Annotated in this window: 21 protein-coding genes; 16 read left to right on the plus strand and 5 right to left on the minus strand. The window is 73.0% G+C overall.

The genetic code is table 11. From position 1 onward, the window contains the following. Positions 1–65 precede the first annotated feature (65 nt). From ACSDG8_RS19890 to ACSDG8_RS19915, 6 genes are all read left to right on the plus strand, one after another. Positions 66–848 carry an LmeA family phospholipid-binding protein gene (locus ACSDG8_RS19890; protein ID WP_210896966.1) on the plus strand — a complete coding sequence of 261 codons (783 nt, stop codon included), beginning with the start codon at positions 66–68 and terminating at the stop codon, positions 846–848. A gap of 105 nt (positions 849–953) precedes the next feature. Beyond that, positions 954–1,031, plus strand: coding sequence for an Ms5788A family Cys-rich leader peptide (locus ACSDG8_RS19895; RefSeq protein WP_310503780.1), 78 nt, complete (start codon positions 954–956; stop codon positions 1,029–1,031). A 202-nt stretch (positions 1,032–1,233) separates the two neighbouring features. Then, complete coding sequence (locus tag ACSDG8_RS19900; RefSeq protein ID WP_210896964.1) at positions 1,234–2,082, plus strand: sulfurtransferase; 849 nt, start codon at positions 1,234–1,236, stop codon at positions 2,080–2,082. After that, positions 2,082–2,420, plus strand: coding sequence for a DUF1416 domain-containing protein (locus tag ACSDG8_RS19905; protein ID WP_210896962.1), 339 nt, complete (start codon positions 2,082–2,084; stop codon positions 2,418–2,420). The genes ACSDG8_RS19900 and ACSDG8_RS19905 overlap by 1 nt, the downstream gene beginning before the upstream one ends. A gap of 129 nt (positions 2,421–2,549) precedes the next feature. Further along, positions 2,550–3,602 (plus strand): hypothetical protein, encoded by a 1,053-nt coding sequence (locus ACSDG8_RS19910; RefSeq protein WP_210896960.1) that lies wholly within the window; start codon positions 2,550–2,552, stop codon positions 3,600–3,602. Between the two features lie 55 nt (positions 3,603–3,657). Then, the gene (locus ACSDG8_RS19915; RefSeq protein ID WP_210896958.1) at positions 3,658–4,506 is read left to right on the plus strand and encodes a hypothetical protein; all 849 of its coding nucleotides are present in this window, start codon (positions 3,658–3,660) and stop codon (positions 4,504–4,506) included. A 1-nt stretch (position 4,507) separates the two neighbouring features. Here the strand turns inward: ACSDG8_RS19915 and ACSDG8_RS19920 are convergent, their stop codons facing one another. The 3 genes from ACSDG8_RS19920 to ACSDG8_RS19930 form a co-directional block, all read right to left on the minus strand. Beyond that, positions 4,508–6,583 (minus strand): amylo-alpha-1,6-glucosidase, encoded by a 2,076-nt coding sequence (locus ACSDG8_RS19920; protein WP_210896956.1) that lies wholly within the window; start codon positions 6,581–6,583, stop codon positions 4,508–4,510. Continuing rightward, the gene (locus ACSDG8_RS19925) at positions 6,580–6,930 is read right to left on the minus strand and encodes an SCP2 sterol-binding domain-containing protein (protein ID WP_210897022.1); all 351 of its coding nucleotides are present in this window, start codon (positions 6,928–6,930) and stop codon (positions 6,580–6,582) included. The genes ACSDG8_RS19920 and ACSDG8_RS19925 overlap by 4 nt, the downstream gene beginning before the upstream one ends. Before the next feature lie 111 nt (positions 6,931–7,041). After that, positions 7,042–7,416: a DsrE family protein gene (locus tag ACSDG8_RS19930; RefSeq protein WP_210896954.1), complete on the minus strand. Its 375-nt coding sequence runs from the start codon at positions 7,414–7,416 to the stop codon at positions 7,042–7,044. A gap of 12 nt (positions 7,417–7,428) precedes the next feature. Between ACSDG8_RS19930 and mtfM the strand changes: the two genes are divergently transcribed. Together mtfM and ACSDG8_RS19940 are read left to right on the plus strand one after the other, a co-directional pair. Beyond that, positions 7,429–7,533, plus strand: coding sequence for a small membrane protein MtfM (mtfM, locus tag ACSDG8_RS19935; protein ID WP_013288813.1), 105 nt, complete (start codon positions 7,429–7,431; stop codon positions 7,531–7,533). Positions 7,534–7,588: 55 nt separating this feature from the next. After that, entirely contained in the window at positions 7,589–8,179 is a 591-nt protein-coding gene (locus ACSDG8_RS19940) for an FABP family protein (RefSeq protein ID WP_210896953.1), read from the plus strand. A 14-nt stretch (positions 8,180–8,193) separates the two neighbouring features. On the opposite strand, the gene ACSDG8_RS19945 is transcribed toward ACSDG8_RS19940, so the two are convergent. Further along, positions 8,194–9,045, minus strand: a complete 852-nt coding sequence (locus ACSDG8_RS19945; protein WP_210896951.1) for an aminotransferase class IV — start codon at positions 9,043–9,045, stop codon at positions 8,194–8,196. 91 nt (positions 9,046–9,136) lie between these two features. Between ACSDG8_RS19945 and ACSDG8_RS19950 the strand changes: the two genes are divergently transcribed. The 4 genes from ACSDG8_RS19950 to ACSDG8_RS19965 all read left to right on the plus strand — a co-directional run bounded on the left by ACSDG8_RS19950 (position 9,137) and on the right by ACSDG8_RS19965 (position 12,656). Continuing rightward, complete coding sequence (locus ACSDG8_RS19950) at positions 9,137–9,544, plus strand: Fur family transcriptional regulator (protein ID WP_073829100.1); 408 nt, start codon at positions 9,137–9,139, stop codon at positions 9,542–9,544. After that, positions 9,541–10,650: a CAF17-like 4Fe-4S cluster assembly/insertion protein YgfZ gene (ygfZ, locus tag ACSDG8_RS19955; RefSeq protein WP_210896949.1), complete on the plus strand. Its 1,110-nt coding sequence runs from the start codon at positions 9,541–9,543 to the stop codon at positions 10,648–10,650. The genes ACSDG8_RS19950 and ygfZ overlap by 4 nt, the downstream gene beginning before the upstream one ends. A 112-nt stretch (positions 10,651–10,762) precedes the next feature. Beyond that, positions 10,763–11,605: a 3-keto-5-aminohexanoate cleavage protein gene (locus ACSDG8_RS19960; protein WP_210896946.1), complete on the plus strand. Its 843-nt coding sequence runs from the start codon at positions 10,763–10,765 to the stop codon at positions 11,603–11,605. Positions 11,606–11,699: 94 nt separating this feature from the next. Then, complete coding sequence (locus ACSDG8_RS19965; protein WP_307856123.1) at positions 11,700–12,656, plus strand: asparaginase; 957 nt, start codon at positions 11,700–11,702, stop codon at positions 12,654–12,656. Positions 12,657–12,948: 292 nt separating this feature from the next. Here ACSDG8_RS19965 and ACSDG8_RS19970 read toward each other — a convergent pair whose 3' ends face one another. Next, positions 12,949–13,746 carry an alpha/beta fold hydrolase gene (locus ACSDG8_RS19970; protein ID WP_439427149.1) on the minus strand — a complete coding sequence of 266 codons (798 nt, stop codon included), beginning with the start codon at positions 13,744–13,746 and terminating at the stop codon, positions 12,949–12,951. Between the two features lie 112 nt (positions 13,747–13,858). Between ACSDG8_RS19970 and ACSDG8_RS19975 the strand changes: the two genes are divergently transcribed. The 4 genes from ACSDG8_RS19975 (at position 13,859) to ACSDG8_RS19990 (ending at position 16,523) form a co-directional block, all read left to right on the plus strand. After that, the gene (locus tag ACSDG8_RS19975) at positions 13,859–14,512 is read left to right on the plus strand and encodes a helix-turn-helix domain-containing protein (RefSeq protein ID WP_210896943.1); all 654 of its coding nucleotides are present in this window, start codon (positions 13,859–13,861) and stop codon (positions 14,510–14,512) included. Beyond that, positions 14,509–15,252 carry a hypothetical protein gene (locus tag ACSDG8_RS19980; RefSeq protein WP_210896941.1) on the plus strand — a complete coding sequence of 248 codons (744 nt, stop codon included), beginning with the start codon at positions 14,509–14,511 and terminating at the stop codon, positions 15,250–15,252. Before ACSDG8_RS19975 ends, ACSDG8_RS19980 begins: the two co-directional genes overlap by 4 nt. Before the next feature lie 72 nt (positions 15,253–15,324). Beyond that, the gene (locus tag ACSDG8_RS19985; RefSeq protein WP_210896939.1) at positions 15,325–15,639 is read left to right on the plus strand and encodes a DUF2516 family protein; all 315 of its coding nucleotides are present in this window, start codon (positions 15,325–15,327) and stop codon (positions 15,637–15,639) included. Beyond that, complete coding sequence (locus tag ACSDG8_RS19990) at positions 15,636–16,523, plus strand: alpha/beta fold hydrolase (protein ID WP_210896937.1); 888 nt, start codon at positions 15,636–15,638, stop codon at positions 16,521–16,523. Before ACSDG8_RS19985 ends, ACSDG8_RS19990 begins: the two co-directional genes overlap by 4 nt.

Below are 16,523 nucleotides of genomic sequence, written 5' to 3' on the forward strand. Positions count from 1 at the left end.
ATTCGCCTCGGGTAAGTACGGTTGCGCCGCGAGACGCGGTGACGGCGGCGAGGACGGGAGGCGGCGTGGCAGAGGCGTATCCGGCGGAGGGCCGACCGCGGCGACGCGGCCGGAAGGTGCTGATCGGCTTCGTCGTCCTGCTGCTGGTGCTGGCCGGGCTGCTCGTCGTCGCCGACCGGGTCGCCGCCGGGGTCGCCGAGCGGGCGATCGCCGACCAGGTGCGGCAGGAGATCGCCAAGCAGGACGCGCAGTCCGCCGCGCCGCAGGTCGAGGTGGGTGGCTTCCCGTTCCTCACCCAGGTGCTCGACGGCCGCTACGAGCGCATCTCGATCCAGCTCACCGACGTGCGTGGCGCCGTCCAGGGTGACGCCGTGGAGGTGCCGAAGCTGGACGTGGACGCGCGCAACGTGACCGCGTCGCTGGACACGCTGCGCTCCGGCCGGGGCGACGTGGTGGCCGAGAGCGTGGACGGGCGGGGCACCGTCACCTACGAGAGCCTGGCCAAGCTGCTGGACCGCCCCGGGCTGACGCTCGGCGAGCGGAACGGCAAGCTCGCCGTCACCGCTCCGGTGGACATCCTCGGCGTCAAGCTCACCGTCAACGGCACCGCCGATGTCACGGTGGCCGGTGGCAAGGTGGCGCTGCGCTTCAACGACCTCACCGCCGACGGCCTGCCGAACGTGCCGCTGGCCCGGGCCGCGCTGACCCGGTACGCGCAGGGCATCTCGATCGACGTGCCGCTGCCGGAGCTGCCGTTCCAGCTCAACCTGCGCAAGGTGGAGCCGAAGCCGGAGGGCCTGGTGGTCACGGCGGACGCGGCGAACGTGCCCATCAACTCCGCCGGCTGACGAGCCGGCCTGCCATCAACTCCGCCGGCTGACCAGCCGGACAGCTGTCCCGGATGCTGGTCGGCCTGGTGGCGCTGTGGGCGTGGGCTGGTAATCTCCCTGCCCATGGGGACCCACCTCACCAAACGGCGCGCGGTCGACCTGTGCCGCGTGGCCACCTGCCTGTGTCGCCCCGTCATCTGACGGCGGGGCTGTCTCCGGCCGCCTGAACGGCGGCCACCCAGGGTCCACGAACCTCTTCCGGTTCCCCTCAACGCCCGGCAGCGGCGCCGTCGCACGTACCCGTGATCCGTTCCTAGCTCTGGGTCCCGCGCGTGGTGCGACAACAATCGACATCGATCTCCGCGCGCAGGCTCACCAACCATCCTCACCAGGGAGTGATCTGATGAGTCGCGACACCGCACTCGTTTCGGCCGAGTGGGCCGAGAAGAACCTCGACGCCCCGGGCGTCGTCTTCGTCGAGGTCGACGAGGACACCTCGGCCTACGACACCGGGCACATCGCCGGTGCCGTCAAGCTCGACTGGCGTACCGACCTCCAGGACCAGATCCGCCGGGACTTCGTCAACAAGTCCCAGTTCGAGGCGCTGCTGTCCGACCGGGGCATCGCCAACGACGACACCGTGATCCTGTACGGCGGCAACAACAACTGGTTCGCCGCGTACGCGTACTGGTACTTCAAGCTCTACGGCCATGGCGACGTCAAGCTGCTCGACGGCGGCCGCAAGAAGTGGGAGCTGGACGCGCGTCCGCTCGTCACCGACGTGGTGGAGCGGCCGAAGACGCAGTACGTCGCGCAGGAGCCGGACACCTCGATCCGCGCGTTCCGCGACGAGGTGGTCGCCGCGATCGGCACCAAGAACCTGGTCGACGTGCGCAGCCCCGACGAGTTCGCGGGCCGTCTGCTCGCCCCCGCCCACCTGCCGCAGGAGCAGGCGCAGCGGGCCGGTCACATCCCGACCGCGATCAGCGTCCCGTGGTCCAAGGCGGCGAACGAGGACGGCACGTTCAAGTCCGACGACGAGCTGCGCAAGATCTACGCCGACGCCGGGCTGGACGACGGCAAGGAGACGATCGCGTACTGCCGGATCGGCGAGCGCTCCTCGCACAGCTGGTTCGTGCTCCAGGAGCTGCTCGGGCACCGCAACGTGAAGAACTACGACGGTTCCTGGACCGAGTACGGCTCGCTGGTCGGCGTGCCGGTGGCGCTCGGCGACGAGCCCGGGGAGGCCTGATGACCGCCGCCTCCGCCGCTTCGACGGCTGCCGCCGGCTGCGCGGCGCCGGACCAGGCCGCCCCCCTCCCGGCCAGCCTGGACCTGGAGAAGGAAACCGTCATCACCGGCCGCGTGCTGTCCGAGTCCGGCGAGGTCGTGCCGGGCGCGTACGTGCGGCTGCTCGACTCCACCGGTGAGTTCACCGCCGAGGTGGTGACGTCGCCGGCCGGGCAGTTCCGGTTCTTCGCCGCGCCGGGCTCGTGGACGCTGCGGGCGCTGTCCCGCCACGGCAACGGTGACACCGCCGTGGCCGCGGCTCGCGGGATAAACGAGGTGACCGTCTCGGTCTCCGCCTGACCCACGCTCTGATCGTGGCCCGCCACCCACCCGGGTGGCGGGCCACGAGCCGTTCCGGCGAGGGTACGTCCCGGCCGTGGCTGGCAGGCTGGACGGCGGCGCGCCCCGGACGCGCCGGAGGGGGACCAGGTGCCCGACGACGCCGCTGCCCACGCGATCCGCTATCTGGTCGACTTCATCGACGGCAACCGGGGCGAGACGATCGTCCGCGAACTCCAGCGCGCCGACGGGTCCGGCCGCGCGCGCCCGTTCGACGTCTCGGTCGCCAGCCTCGACACGGACCTGTCGTTCCTCACCAAGCGGGCCACGCTCGTCACCGGCAAGCTGGTCCTCTCCCAGCCCGGCGGCGAGCACCGCTATCTGACCAACCGGGAAACCTGCAAGTGGTGCGGCAAGGACCCGGAGCACTGCGGCCCGGACTGCCGGTACGAGGACATCCGGATCGACCAGCTCTTCGCCGAGTGCGACGACCTGGGCCGCCTCGGCGCGTACCTGCGGGACTGCGCGCCGCTGCTGGAGCTGGGGCAGCTCGTCTACTTCCCGCAGACCTTCCGCCGCAGCCACCTGGAGTCGCGCGCGCCGGACGCGCAGTCCACCTCCTCGTTGTTCGACAGCGCGGGTCAGATCGAGCTGGGCGACAACCCGGACCGCACGCTCGACCTGATCGTCAAGGGGCACCGCGTCGTCGACGTGCCGAGCGGGGATCCGGTGAAGGCGCGGCTGGTGACCCCACTGCTCCAGCTCGACCTGCCGATGCTGGAGGGCACCTCGCTGCGGGACTACTGCGCCATCCTGACCCAGGAGAGCGACGCGCTCGCCGCGACCCAGGCGTACCTGCGGGGCCGGATGCTGGAGGTCGACACGGATCCGGACAGGGCGCTGGTGCAGCTCGCGAAGCTCGACGCGGAGATCCAGGAGGGGGTACGGGCGGCTCGCTCCGAGGTCGCCCGGGTCGCCCGGCGCTCGGCCGTGCAGGCCGCGGGCGCCGCGGTGGCGACTGTCGCCGCGACGCTGGTGGCGGTCGAGGGCACCCACCTGGCGCCGGTGCTCGGCATGCTGGGCGCGGGCGGGTTCTTCTCCGCGGTGCTCGCCGCCGACCAGTACGCCGACCGTCGTGGCGAGCTGCGGCAGCGCCCTTTCTACCTGCTGTGGCTGCTATCCCGCCGGTCCGTCCCGGCCTGACCGGGAGTGCCGAGGCGCGGCCGGGCGCCTCGCCGGCACGTGACACCATTGCCGGGTGACTGCCGTCGAGACGGGCTACGTCCCGCCCACCCCTGGAGAGCAGCCGGGCGCTGGCCGGCGTCGGCTGCGCTGGCTGACGGTCGCCACCGTGGCGTGGGCCGTGCTGCTGGCCGGGCTGACCTGGTGGTCGGTGCGCACCGACCCGCCGACGGTCAAGGAGCAGCGCTCGCTGGACGCGGCCGGTCCGGTGGTGGACCGGGCGATCGGTGAGCTGACCGGCGCGGTCGGGTCCGACGGCGTACCGGCGCTCGTGCCGGACCGGCTGGAACGCGGCTGCCGGATCACGCCGATGGACTCCGGCGCGACGCTTGAGCGCGGCGTCGAGGTGGCGATCGGCGGCGACGACGTACGCGCGGTGCTGCAGCGCATCGCCGACCGGCTGCCGCAGGCGTGGCGGGCGGGCGTGTCGGCGTTCGACGGCGAGCCGCTGCTGCGCGCCGACGCGGGCGACTTCGTCGCGGTCGAGGGCCGCTCCGACGGTCCGGGCCGGGTGCTGCTGACCGCCGCGACCGGCTGCCGGCCGCTGGGTTCCGGCTACCGCGCGCCGATCGCCGACGCCGCGGCCGAAGCCGGCGCGCTCGCGTCGGCGCTGGGCCGGTGGGGCGGCGCGACCGGCGCGGTCCAGGTCCTGGCCGCGCCCTGCCCCGGTGGGGGCGCCGCCCGCACCGCCCGGGGCGAGGCCGCCGCGCCGGCGGATCAGCCGCTCGCCGCCGCGTTCGGTGGCGGCGTCGCGCCGGTGGTGGACTCCGCCGACCGGTACGCGCGCCCGGGCGAGCCGGCCGTGCTGGCCGAGCGGGTCGACGAGCGGGTACGCGTGGCGGTGACCACGCCCTGTCCGGCGTGACTCACTCGCCGGGCAGCGCGAGCGGCGGCGGCGCCGGTTCCTCGTGCGGTTCCCGGCTGCGGCCCAGCGCGTCCACCCGCCCCCAGCGGCCCGGGATGTCGAGCAGTTCCACCCGGCCCATCCCCGGCGGCACGGCCGGGTCGATGATCAGGTGCTCGCCCTGCGGCTCCAGCCCGAGCATCACCCGTAGCAGCAGTAGCGGAGTCCCGGCCGACCACGCCTGCGGGCTGCACGCCGTGGGGTACTCCACCGGGTAGTCGGTGAGGCCCCGTTCGTAGCCGGCGAACACCTCGGGCAGCCGGCCGTCGAAGTAGCGGGACGCGCTCAACAGGGCATCGCAGATCAGGCCGGCCTCCCGCCGGAAGCCGTACCGCCACAGGCCCCAGGCGATGATCGAGTTGTCGAACGGCCACACCGTGCCGACGTGGTAGCCGACCGGGTTGTACCGGCCCTGGTCGTCGGCGAGCGTGCGTACCCCCCAGCCGGAGAACAGGCGCGGCCCGAGCAGATGCGCGGCGATCGCCGGGGCCCGGGACTCGTCCACGATGCCGCTCCACAGCAGGTGGCCGATGTTCGAGGAGAGCGCGTCCACCTGCTGGCCGCGCGGGTCGAGCGCCAGCGCGTAGTACTCGCGGTCGGCGATCCAGAAGTCGCGGTTGAACCGTTCCTTCAGCGCCGCCGCCTCCTGTTCCAGCCGGTCGGCGTACGTCGGGTCCTGCCAGTGGGTGCGGGCCATGCGGGCGGCGCGCATCTTCGCGTCGTACGTGTACCCCTGCAGTTCGCAGGTGGCCCGGGGGAACTCCGGCATCCGCCCGTCTGCGTAGGAGATGGCTTCCGGTGAGTCCTTCCAGCACTGGTTCGGCAGCCCGGTCTCCGGGTTGCGGGACATGTACCAGACGTAGCCGGTGCCGAGCAGGTCGCCGTACGTGTCGAGCCAGGTCAGCGCCGCCCTGGTCTCGTTCTCCAGGTTGCGCACCAGGTCGGCGTCGCCGGTCCACCGCTCGTACTCGTCGAGCAGGATCACGAACAGCGCCGTGGTGTCGGCCGCGCCGTAGTACGGCGAGTGCGGCTGCTCCTCGAAGCCGGCGCTCTCGCCGTAGCGCAGCTCGTGCAGGATCTTGCCCGGCTCCTCGTCCCGGAAGTCGTCGACCCGGCTGCCCTGCAGACCGGCCAGCATGACGATCGTCGGTTTGACCAGGTCAGGGAGGAACGGCAGCACCTGGAGCGAGGTGAAGATGCTGTCCCGGCCGAACAGCGTCATGAACCAGGGCAGGCCGGCGGCGAGCAGCCGGACCCCGAGCGTGATCGATTCGTACCGGAGCGCGGCCAGGTCGTTGAGGCTGCGCCGGTACGCCCCGGCCAGCGGTTCGCAGTCGCAGCCCAGCTTCGGCGCGCGGCTGATCAGGGCACTCTGCTCGGCCTCGATCTCGGCAGCGGTGCGCTGGCCGCCCAGCGGCAGGACGGCCCGGATGTCCTCACCACGCGCGCCGTAGATGATGGTGCTGACGTGCAGCCGGGTGGTCCATTCGCCGTGCGGGCCGATCCGGACCCGGAAGGTCATCCCGTCCGCGTCGACCTCGGTCGGCGCGCTGCTGGTCACCAGCGTCTCGCGGCGGAACGCCTCCCGGTGGTAGGTCAGTCGCAGGCCGTTGCTCTCCACCGTCGGCGTGGTGCGTCCCTTCTTGTCACGCCGGTTCTTGATCTCCAGGAGGTCGGCGAAGTCGGAGCCGATGTCCAGCCGTAGGTGGAACTCCTGCTCCTGTTCGGAGTGGTTGAGCACTGTCAGTTCCTCGTCGAGGCTGGCGCCGATCGCGCGGCTGCGGATCACCGAGACGTTGGCGTCCAGATAGTGCGTCGGCTCGCCGGGGACCAGGAAGAACCGGGTCTTGTACGACAGCGAGTCGTCGATGGAGAGCGCGTGCAGGCGTTGCCCGTCGATGGTGAGGAACCAGGTGGAGAGGAACCGGGTGTCGAAGGCGAACAGCCCGGTGGGGAAGTCGTACGACGGCTCGATGTTGCCGCGATCGTCGCTGACCAGGAACGTGTTGCCGTCGAGGATGCTGACCCGGTCCTTCACACCAGCCGCCGGACGTGCTCGCGGGCGGCGTCCCGGGGATCCCGCACGTCGGGCCGTTGCGGCAGGAACCGGCGGAACGCCAGGAACAGCACGACGTGACCGCTGAACGTGGCCTCGTTGCGCAGCACCGCCGCCATGCCGGCCGCCCGTCCGGTGACGAGCCTCTCGAACAGCTCGGTGGACAGCGTCAGCACGCCGTCCGCCTGCCGTAGCTCCTCCCGGCTCACCTGCGCCGATCCGGGGGCCAGCGTCACGTACCAGTGCTCGGTGCGGTTGCCGTCGGCCAGGTCTATCTGGAGCGTCCCCCCGACCGGGCTGTTCAGGACGGCTGCGGCCCGCGCCGGCATGGACGCGAAGAACTCCTGGATCGCCTGACTCACATTCGCATGGTAGGCGGCATCCGGACATGCCGGGTCAGGATCGGCGCACTGGGCAGAATGGACAAACCGGACCGGTTGTCAGTAGACCAACGCCTGTGCGCCCTCGGCCATCGCTTCCTCGACGAACACGGCGGCGCCCGCGATGCGTACGCCGGGGATGACGTCGTCCGGACCGATGTCCCGCCGGGCCGCGCACTGGGTGCAGGCGGTCACCCGGCCGGTGGCCAGGACGACGTGCAGCAGCTCGCCCAGCGGCGCGGAGTGCGGCAGCTCGAACGACCCGGCCCGCCCGGGGAGCGCGAACCAGGTCGATTCGCCGGTGAGCCAAAGCGAGACGTCCACCCCGGCTGCGGCAGCGGTCGCGGCGACGGTGAACGCCTGGGCACAGCGTTCCGGTGAGTCCGCGCCGGCGGTGGCCTTGACGACGAGAGAGCGCGCCATGCCGCCCAGCATAGGATGGTCCGGATGGTTACCGAGATCGGGTTCGTCAGCCTGCTGGTCGCGGGCCTGGGCGCGCTCGCCGGTGGCCTGGTGTACGTCGCGGTCCGCATAGCTAGAGGTAAATGGTGAGCGCGAGGAGAGAGCCGGTTTTGCGAGCCCCGCAGTCGCGAACGAAGGTGGCGCTGTGAATAGTGAGAATCCGCTTCAGCCGCCGTGGTTGAACGCGCCGCCGGTCGAGGAGTACCCGTACGAGGAGAGCCACGACCTGCGCGTCGGCCCGAAGCTGCACCCGAGCCTGGACGGCCTGCTGCCGTACATCGGGGTGTGGCGCGGCCGGGGCCGGGGTGGGTACCCGACGATCGAGGACTTCGACTACGCGCAGGAGATCCGGATCAGCCACGACGGCCGGCCGTTCCTGTTCTACGAGTCGCGGGCCTGGCTGCTCGACGAGGAGAGCCGCCCGGTCCGTCCGGCCGGCCGCGAGGTGGGCTGGTGGCGTCCGGTGTTCGACGGTGAGCTGGTCACCGACGAACTGGAGGCGCTGATGACCACGCCGACCGGCGTAATGGAGCTGCACATCGGCAAGCGCAAGGGCACCCAGATCGAGTTCGCCACCGACGCGGTCGTGCGTACCGCCACGGCGAAGGAGGTCACCGCCGGCGCCCGGCTCTTCGGCATCGTCGAGGGCGCCCTGCTGTACGCGCAGGAGATGGCCGCCGTGGGCCAGCCGCTGAGCCCGCACCTCTCCGCCCGCCTGACCCGGGTGGCCGGCTGACCCCCCCGCCCGCCTCAGCGGGGTGGGGGGAAATTCAGGAGGGCCTGGATGCGCGAGGTCAGGGGGGAACTCGGGCGGCGAGTGCCGTCCAGGGTGATGATCTCGACCGGGCCGCGTAGGGAGCTGGTCAACCAGATCGCCTCCGCCTCGTGCAGGTCGGCGACGGCAGGCAGGTGCTCGGCCCGGGTCAGGCCCAGCTCTCCGGCGCGTTCCAGCAGGTGGCGGGCGGTCACGCCGGGCAGGATGCCGGTCTGTGCCGCCGGCACCGTGCATAGCGTCCCGTCGCGCAGCCACACCACGTTGGCGGTGGGTCCCTCCAGCACGTAGCCGTCCGTCGAGACCCAGAGCACGTCGTCCACCCCGGAACGCTGCGCCCACCGCCGGGCGGCGGTGCTGAGCGCGTACGAGGTGGACTTCACGCCGCTGGGCAGCCACCCCAGCTCCGGGCGGGCCCGGGCGGCCACCCCGAGCGGCAGCGTGGCCACAGTCACCCCGGTCCGCCGGGCCAGCCGGGCGGACGCCGGCACCTCGCCCAGCGTGGCGTACACCGTGGCCGGCCCGCCGCCCTCCGGCCCCCGGGTGCAGACCAGCCGCAACGCGCCCTCGGTCCCCGGCGGCCAGCCCGCGCGGACCGCGTCCAGCAGCTCGACGAGCGCGCCGTCCGGGGGCAGCGGCAGGTCGATCGCCGCCGCGCCGGCCCGCAGCCGGGCCAGGTGCGGCATCAGCAGCCAGGGGACCCCGTCGCGCAGGTGCAGCGTCTCGAACAGGCCGTCGCCGTGCAGCACGCCCCGGTCGTCGCCGCGCAGCACCGGCTCACCGGCCGGTACGAGCCCCCGGCCGAGCACCGCCACCCGCGTCGCCTCCACGGCCGCAGCGTAGTGGCGTACCCCGGCGGCGGACGGACCGGCGCGGCGGCCGAACTATGATCGAAGGGTGTCCGAATCCTCCCTGGCGGAAATGCTCCGCGCGCGCGGGCTGCGGCTGACGGCGCAGCGGCAGCTGGTGCTCCAGGCCGTCCTCGACCTCGGGCACGCCACCCCGGAGCAGGTGCACACGGCGGTCCGTGAGGTAGCGGCCGGCGTCAACATCACCACCATCTACCGCACCCTGGAGCTGCTGGAGCGGCTCGGTCTGGTCACGCACACGCACCTGTCGCACGGTTCGCCGACCTACCACGCGGCCGGCGAGCACCAGCACGTGCACCTGGTGTGCCGGGAGTGCGGAGCGATCGACGAGATCTCACCCGAGATGCTCCGCCCGCTCGCCGACCAGCTGGCCGACCAGCGCGGGTTCCAGGTCGACATCGGGCACGTCGCGCTCTTCGGAGTCTGCGGCCGCTGCGCACAGGACGGGGAACGCACATGATCGACATCGCTGGAGCGGTGACCACCGACGCCATCGACGACAAGACCCGGGACCAGCCCGAGCCGGCCCACCGCGCCGCCGGGGTCGGCCCGGTGGCCGCGCACTACGGCGACCCGATGCGCGAGCAGCGGCTCCTGGCCACCGGCGTGGGGCTGGTGGACCGCTCGCACCGGGGCGTCGTCGCCGTGCCGGGCGAGGAACGGATCAGCTGGCTGCACACGCTGACCAGCCAGCACCTGTCCGCGCTGGCGCCGTGGCAGGGCACCGAGCTGCTGGTGCTCTCGCCGCACGGGCACGTCGAACAGCACGCGATGGTCGCCGACGACGGCGAGACCACCTGGCTGGACACCGAGCCGGGCATGACCGGCGGCCTGCTGTCGTACCTGGAGAAGATGCGGTTCTTCAGCAAGGTCGACCCGCGCGACGCCACCGCCGACCACGCGCTGCTGTCGCTGGTCGGGCCGGACGCGCCCGGCGCGCTCGACACGCTCGGCGTGACCGGGCTGGCCGCCCCCGACGTAGTAGCGGTGCCGGGTCCGAAGTTCCGTTCCGGCGAGATGCCCGCGCGGCCCTCAATGGTGTACGACGTCAAGCCGCTGCCGATCGGCGGCTGGGCCCGCCGGGTGGCGCTCGGCGTCGACCTGCTGGTGCCCCGCACGGCCATGGACGGGGTGGTCGCCGAACTGCGCGGCGCCGGGGTGCCGGTCGCCGGGCTGTGGGCGTACGAGGCGATCCGGGTGGCCGCCAGGCAGGTGCGGGCCGGGGTGGACACCGACCACCGCACGATCCCCGCCGAGGTGGACCTGATCGCCCCGGCCGTGCACCTGGACAAGGGCTGCTACCGGGGGCAGGAGACGGTGGCCCGGGTGCACAACCTGGGCAAGCCGCCGCGCAAGCTCGTCCTGCTGCACCTGGACGGCGTGACCAGCGACCAGCCGCCGGTGGCCGGTACGCCGGTGACGCTCGACGGTCGGACGGTCGGCTTCGTGGGCAGCGCCGTGCAGCATTACGAGCTGGGCCAGGTCGCGCTGGCGGTGGTGAAGCGCAACACGCCCGACGACGCCCGCCTGCTGGTGGGCGAGACCGCCGCCGCGGTTGACGTGTAAGGAAGGGCCCCCTATTAACGCCTCCGGTAGAGGAAGGGTCCCTTCTTAACACCGCTCACGCCGGAAATCCTCCGGTCGACCCGGTGTCGGGCGCCGGTCTAGGATCCGGGGCATGACGACAGGGACGTTGATCACGGTTGCCCCCACCGGCGCGGAGTCGGCGAAGGCGGAGGTGCCGGCGCTGCCGGTCACGCTGGACGAGCTGCTGCTGACCGCCAAGGAGTGCGAGGCGCTCGGCGCCGCCGTGATCCACGTCCACATCCGCGACGACGACGCGCGGCCCACCCTCGACCAGGGGCGGCTGCGGGACACCGTGGCGGCGCTGCGGGAGAACACCGACCTGATCGTGCAGCTCTCCTCCGGCGGCGCGGTGACCGACCCGGAGTCCGCCCGGCTCGCCGTGCTCGACGCCGGGCCGGACATGGCCTCCTGCACCATGGGCACCGTCAACTTCGGCGACGACGTGTTCCTCAACCGGTGGGAGTTCATCGTCGACCTGCACACCCGGATGCAGGAGCGGGGCGTCGTACCCGAGTACGAGATCTTCGACCTGGGCCACCTCACCGCGTTGCAGCGGCTGCTCGGCAAGTACGGCCTGCCGCACGGCGGGCACGTGCACGTCGACTTCGTGATGGGTGTGCCGGGCGGCATGCCGGGCACCACGGCGACCCTGGTGGCGGCCCAGCAGATGCTGCGCGACCTGCCCGAGGGCACCACGTTCTCGGCCACCGGCATCGGGCGCAGCACCATCCCGGTGATGATGGCCTCGCTGTCGACCGGCGGTCACCTGCGCGTCGGCATGGAGGACACGGTCACGTACGCCAAGGGCCGCCCGGTGGAGTCCAACATGCAGCTCGTCGCGCGGGCCGTCGGCTTCGCCCAGCTCGCCCAGCGGCCCCCGCTGAGCACCGCCGAGGCCCGTACGCTGCTCGGTCTCCCGGCCGCCGCCCGGTAAGCGGCGCACCGGCCGGCGGCCATGTACGGCCCCGGACGACGCCGCAGGTCACCCCGCCGCCGGCCGGGCCCACCCCATCGGTACGGTCCATAACGTGGGAAAGACGTACGAGGGCGGCGTGCCGCTCGCCGAGGTGGTCCGGTCCGGCTTCGTGGAAGGCGTCCACCGGGGTTCCGTGGTGGTGCTCGACACCGGAGCGCCTGTCGCCGGAGCCGGAGACGTCACCTCGCCGATCTTTCCCCGCTCGTCAAACAAGCCGATGCAGGCGATCGGGATGCTGCGGGCCGGTCTGCCGCTCACCGACCCGGCCGACGTGGCGCTCGTCGCGGCCAGTCACGCCGGTGAGGAGTTCCACGTCGAGCGGGTCACCACGCTGCTGCGCGACGCCGGGCTGACCGGGGACGCGCTGCACTGCCCGCCCGACCTGCCGGTCGGCGAGGCCGCCCGGGAGGCGGTGCTGCGTGCCGGCGGCGGTCCGTCCCGGGTGCTGATGAACTGCTCCGGCAAGCACGCCGGCATGCTGCGCACCTGCCTGGCCGCCGGCTGGCCGCTGGACGGCTACTGGCGGCCCGAGCACCCGCTCCAGCAGCGGCTGACCGCCACGATCGAGGAGTTCACCGGCGAGCGGGCAGCGGCTGTCGGGGTGGACGGGTGCGGCGCGCCGGTGCTTGCCGTCTCGCTCACCGGGCTGGCGCGCGCATTCCAGCGGCTGGTCGACGCCGAGCCGGGCACCGTCGAGCGGACCGTGGCGGACGCGATGCGGACGTACCCGGAGATGGTCGGCGGGACCCAGGCCGACGACACGCGGCTGATGCGCGGCGTACCAGGTCTGCTCGCCAAGATCGGCGCGGAGGGCGTGATCGCGGCGGCGGTCCCGGGGGTCGGCGCGGTCGCACTGAAGATCGACGACGGCGCGGCCAGGGCCCGCATGCCCGTCCTCGCCTCGGCGCTGTCCCGCCTGGACGTCCGCGCGCCGATCCTCACCGAGTACGCCGAAACCCCCGTGCTGGGCGGCGGCCTCCCCGTAGGCGCAACCCGCCCCCTCTGGTAACCCCCTTACCCACCCCGCGCCGTCTCGCCTCGGCGATCTTGCACTTTCGGCCCCGGGTGCGCCGGTAATGCCCCGTTTGCCCGGGCAGCAAGTGCAAGATCGGCGAGGGCCTCGCGCCCGCCCCACCCGCACCGCGCCATCCCGCGCCCGCCTCGCCTCGGCGATCTTGCAGCTTCGGCCCCAGGTGTGCCCGTAATGCCCTGTTTGTCGGGGCGGAGGGTGCAAGATCGGCGGGGCCTCGGGCGGGTGAGGGTGAGGGCGAGGGCTCGGGCGAGGGAGGGCGGGGTGGGGGTCAGGGGAGGAAGGGCAGGAGGGCGGTGTTGGTCTCGGTGGGGCGCTCCAGGGGGAGCAGGTGGGCCGCGTCGGGGACGTCGGGCATGCGTACGCCGTGGGGGGCCTCGTCGGCGATGCGGTCGGCCAGGCGGCGGATGTCGGCCAGGTCGTCGGCGCCGGTGCCGACCAGCACCGGTACGCGCAGCTCGCCCAGCCGGTCGATCGCCGGCGGGTCCAGCTCGCCGACGTCGATCGCGCTCAGCGCCTGCTCGGCTGCGAGCGCCCGGCGGTCCATCTCCTCGGCGAACCGGATCAGCTCCGGGTCGACGTCCTCCGGGCGGCGGGTCGGGCCGACCACCCAGAACCGCACCTCGCCGGCGGCGGTGGCGGCGAAGTCCTCCGGGTCCACGTCGCCGATCAGTTCCTCCCAGAGCTGCTCGGTCTCCTCGGACCACTCGTTGCCGGAGACCGGCGCGCCGAAGAGCGCCAGCGCCGAGATCCGCTCCGGGCGGGCGAGCGCGGCGTCCACCGCGACGCGGCCGCCGAACGAGCAGCCGACGAGCGCGGCCCGCTCGATGTCCAGCGCGTCGAGCAGCCCGATCACGTCGTCGTGGTGGGTGAACGGCGTGGGCGGCAGTTCCGAATCGCCGTAGCCGCGCAGGTCCAGGGCGATGACCCGGTGCCGTTGGGCGAGTGCGGGGATCTGCCCGCGCCACATCCGCCGGTCGGCGATGCCGGCGTGCAGCAGTACCACCGGGGTTCCGGTGCCGCTCTCGTCGTACGCGAGCCGCGCGCCGTTGATCTCGATCTTGGTCACGGGGAAGAACGGTACGGACCGGACATGGGCTCCGCAACCGCCATTGGTGACCCTGCTAACTCTGGTTAGCGTTTTGCTTGCAGGAGCTAGCAGCCCGAGCTAGCGTTGAGTCATGGCCACCAGCAAGGACCTTCCCGATGTCGGCGGGTTCATTCGCGACCTGCGGCGCAACGCGAAGATCTCACTGCGCCAGCTCGCCGAGCAGGCGGGTGTCAGCAATCCCTACCTGAGCCAGATCGAGCGAGGGCTGCGCAAGCCGAGCGCCGAGGTGCTTCAGCAGCTCGCGAGCGCGCTGCGCGTCTCCACCCCGGCGATGTACCTGCGGGCCGGGCTGCTGGACGACAAGGAGGGCCAGGGCGTGCTCGCGGCGATCGCTGTCGATCCCGAGCTGACCATGGCCCAGAAGCAGTCGCTCACCCAGATCTACGAGACGTTCCGGCGCGAGAACGCGCGCCTGGCCGAGGCGACCGAGGCAGCCGAGGCGACCGAGGCAGCCGCGACGACCGAGGCAGCCGCGACGACGGAAACGGCCGAGCCGGCCGTCCCGGCGGAGCCGGCCACCGCGCCCGAGGCTCCGGCGACAGTCGCCGCGGCCGCCACCGGTCCCGTCACGCCGGAGGGCACACCGACCGAGGCGGTCCTCGAATCGGTAGCCGTCACCGAAGCGGGCGCCGCGCCCGCGCCGACCACCGCCGCCCCTGAGCACACGACCGCCCGCCGGGCGGCACGGAAGGCCGCCGGTGCGGCCGAGGAGGAGCAGTCATGACCACCCAGCCGAAGACCAACCGCATCCCCGCACCCCTCTACGCCGCCGCCGGCGCCGGTGAGCTGGCCCTGGAGCAGCTGCGCAAGCTGCCCACCGTGGTCAGCGGCCTCGGCACCCGGGTCGTCGCCGACCTCGGCGGCAAGGCCGTCGTGACCGGTTTCGAGCTGCGCCAGAAGGCCACCGAGACGCTGAAGACCGCCAACCAGACCGCCACCGGGTTGCGCGAGCGGGCCGTCGCCGCCGAGCTCGACCAGCTGCGCGAGGCCGCCAACCTGGAGAAGCTCCGCGAGGCCGCGAACCTGGACAAGCTGCGTGAGGCCGCCACCCGCAACGCCGCCGTCGTGGTGGCCGGTGCGCACGCCGCGCAGGAGCGCGCCCTGGCCGCGTACGCGGAGCTGGTCGCCCGTGGCGAGCGGGTCGTCGGCGCCGGTGTGCTAGAGGCCGCCGACACGGTGAACGCCGACATCGAGGCCACCGAGGCGACCGGCACCGAGGTAACCCCGAAGGCCGAGATCACCCCGAAGCCGGAGACCGCCGCCGCGACGACCGAGGTGCCCAGCCCGGCCGAGGTGGCCGAGGCGGTGGCCGCCAAGCCGGCCGCTGTGAAGCGGACCCGGGCCACCAAGGCGACCGCGACCAAGGCCGTCGCCAAGACGACCGCGACCAAGGCCGCCAAGCCGGTCACCCCGTCGGCGAAGCTGCCGAAGACCACGAAGCGGACCCGCCCGGCCGCCGAGTGATCCGTTGCACCACCGGGACCCCGGACAACGTCCTGTCGGACGTTTCCGGGGTCTCGGCATAAGCTTGCCCCCATGGCCATCGCCGCGCCGATCTTCGCGTTCGCAATCCAAGACGTGATCCAGCTGATCCTGCTCGTCTTCGCCCTGGTCGTTCAGGGCGTGGCGCTGGTGCACGCGGTCACCCAGCGCGGCGACGGATTCGCCGCGATCGGCACGCTGCCCAAGGGCGGCTGGGTCGCCATCCTGGCGGTCTGCCTGCTGTTGACCCTGCTCGGCTTCGGCCCGATCAGCCTCTTCGGACTGATCGGCATCGCGGCCGGTCTCATCTACCTGCTCGACGTGCGGCCCGGCCTGCGGGACCTGCACGGCGGCCGAGGGTCCTGGTGAGAGGTTTCCGCTGGCCTCCGCCGCCGGACGGCGGTCCCCGCACCTGGGGGCCGGGTCCCGGCGCGCCCCGGACCGGGCGGCCTGCGCTGCCCGAGCCGGAGACGGAGCTGGTCGCCACGCCGCACGGCGTGAGCCTGGAGCGCCTGGTCACCGGCACCGGTGAGCCGGTGACAGTGTTCGCGCACGGGCTGGGCAACGGCATCGCCACCACCCGCCCGTTCGGCAGCGGCGTCGCCGGCCGGCGCATCTTCTTCCAGTTCCGTGGGCACGGCCGCTCCGATTCCCCGCCCGGCCCGTGGAGCTATCTGGATCTCGCCCGTGACCTGCGCGCGATCGCGGACCTGGGCGGCGCGACCAGGGCGTTCGGCGCCAGCCTCGGCGCGGGCGCGCTCTGCCGGCTGCTCGCGGAGAGCCCGGGCCGCTTCGAACGGCTCGTCTTCTTCCTGCCCGCCGTGCTGGACACGCCGCGTGGCGAGGTGGCGCGGGCCCGGCTCACCGGCCTGCTCGACGCGGTGGCCGAGGGCGACGCCTCGGCGCTGGCCGACGTGGTGTCGCTGGAGCTGCCGCCGTCGGTGCGCAACACGCCGGCCGGCTGGGCCTATCTGCGGCAGCGGCTCGACCAGTTGCTGCGCGACGGGCTCGCGCCGGGGCTGGCCGACCTGCCCGGGCAGGCCCCGCTCGACGACGCCGGGTCGCTCGCCGCGGTCACCGCGCCGGCACTGGTCATCGCCGCCGCCGACGACGACCTGCACCCGGTCGCCGTCGCCGAACGGCTCGCCGCCGCGCTGCCGAACGCCACACTGCACGTGTACGACCGGCCCGGCGTGCTCTGGACCGAACGCGCCGACCTGCGGGGGCGCGTCTCGGAGTTCCTGAACGGGTAA

Origin of the sequence: Micromonospora sp. LA-10 (assembly GCF_051853095.1) — a bacterium.
Taxonomy (GTDB): Bacteria; Actinomycetota; Actinomycetes; order Mycobacteriales; family Micromonosporaceae; genus Micromonospora; species Micromonospora echinospora_A.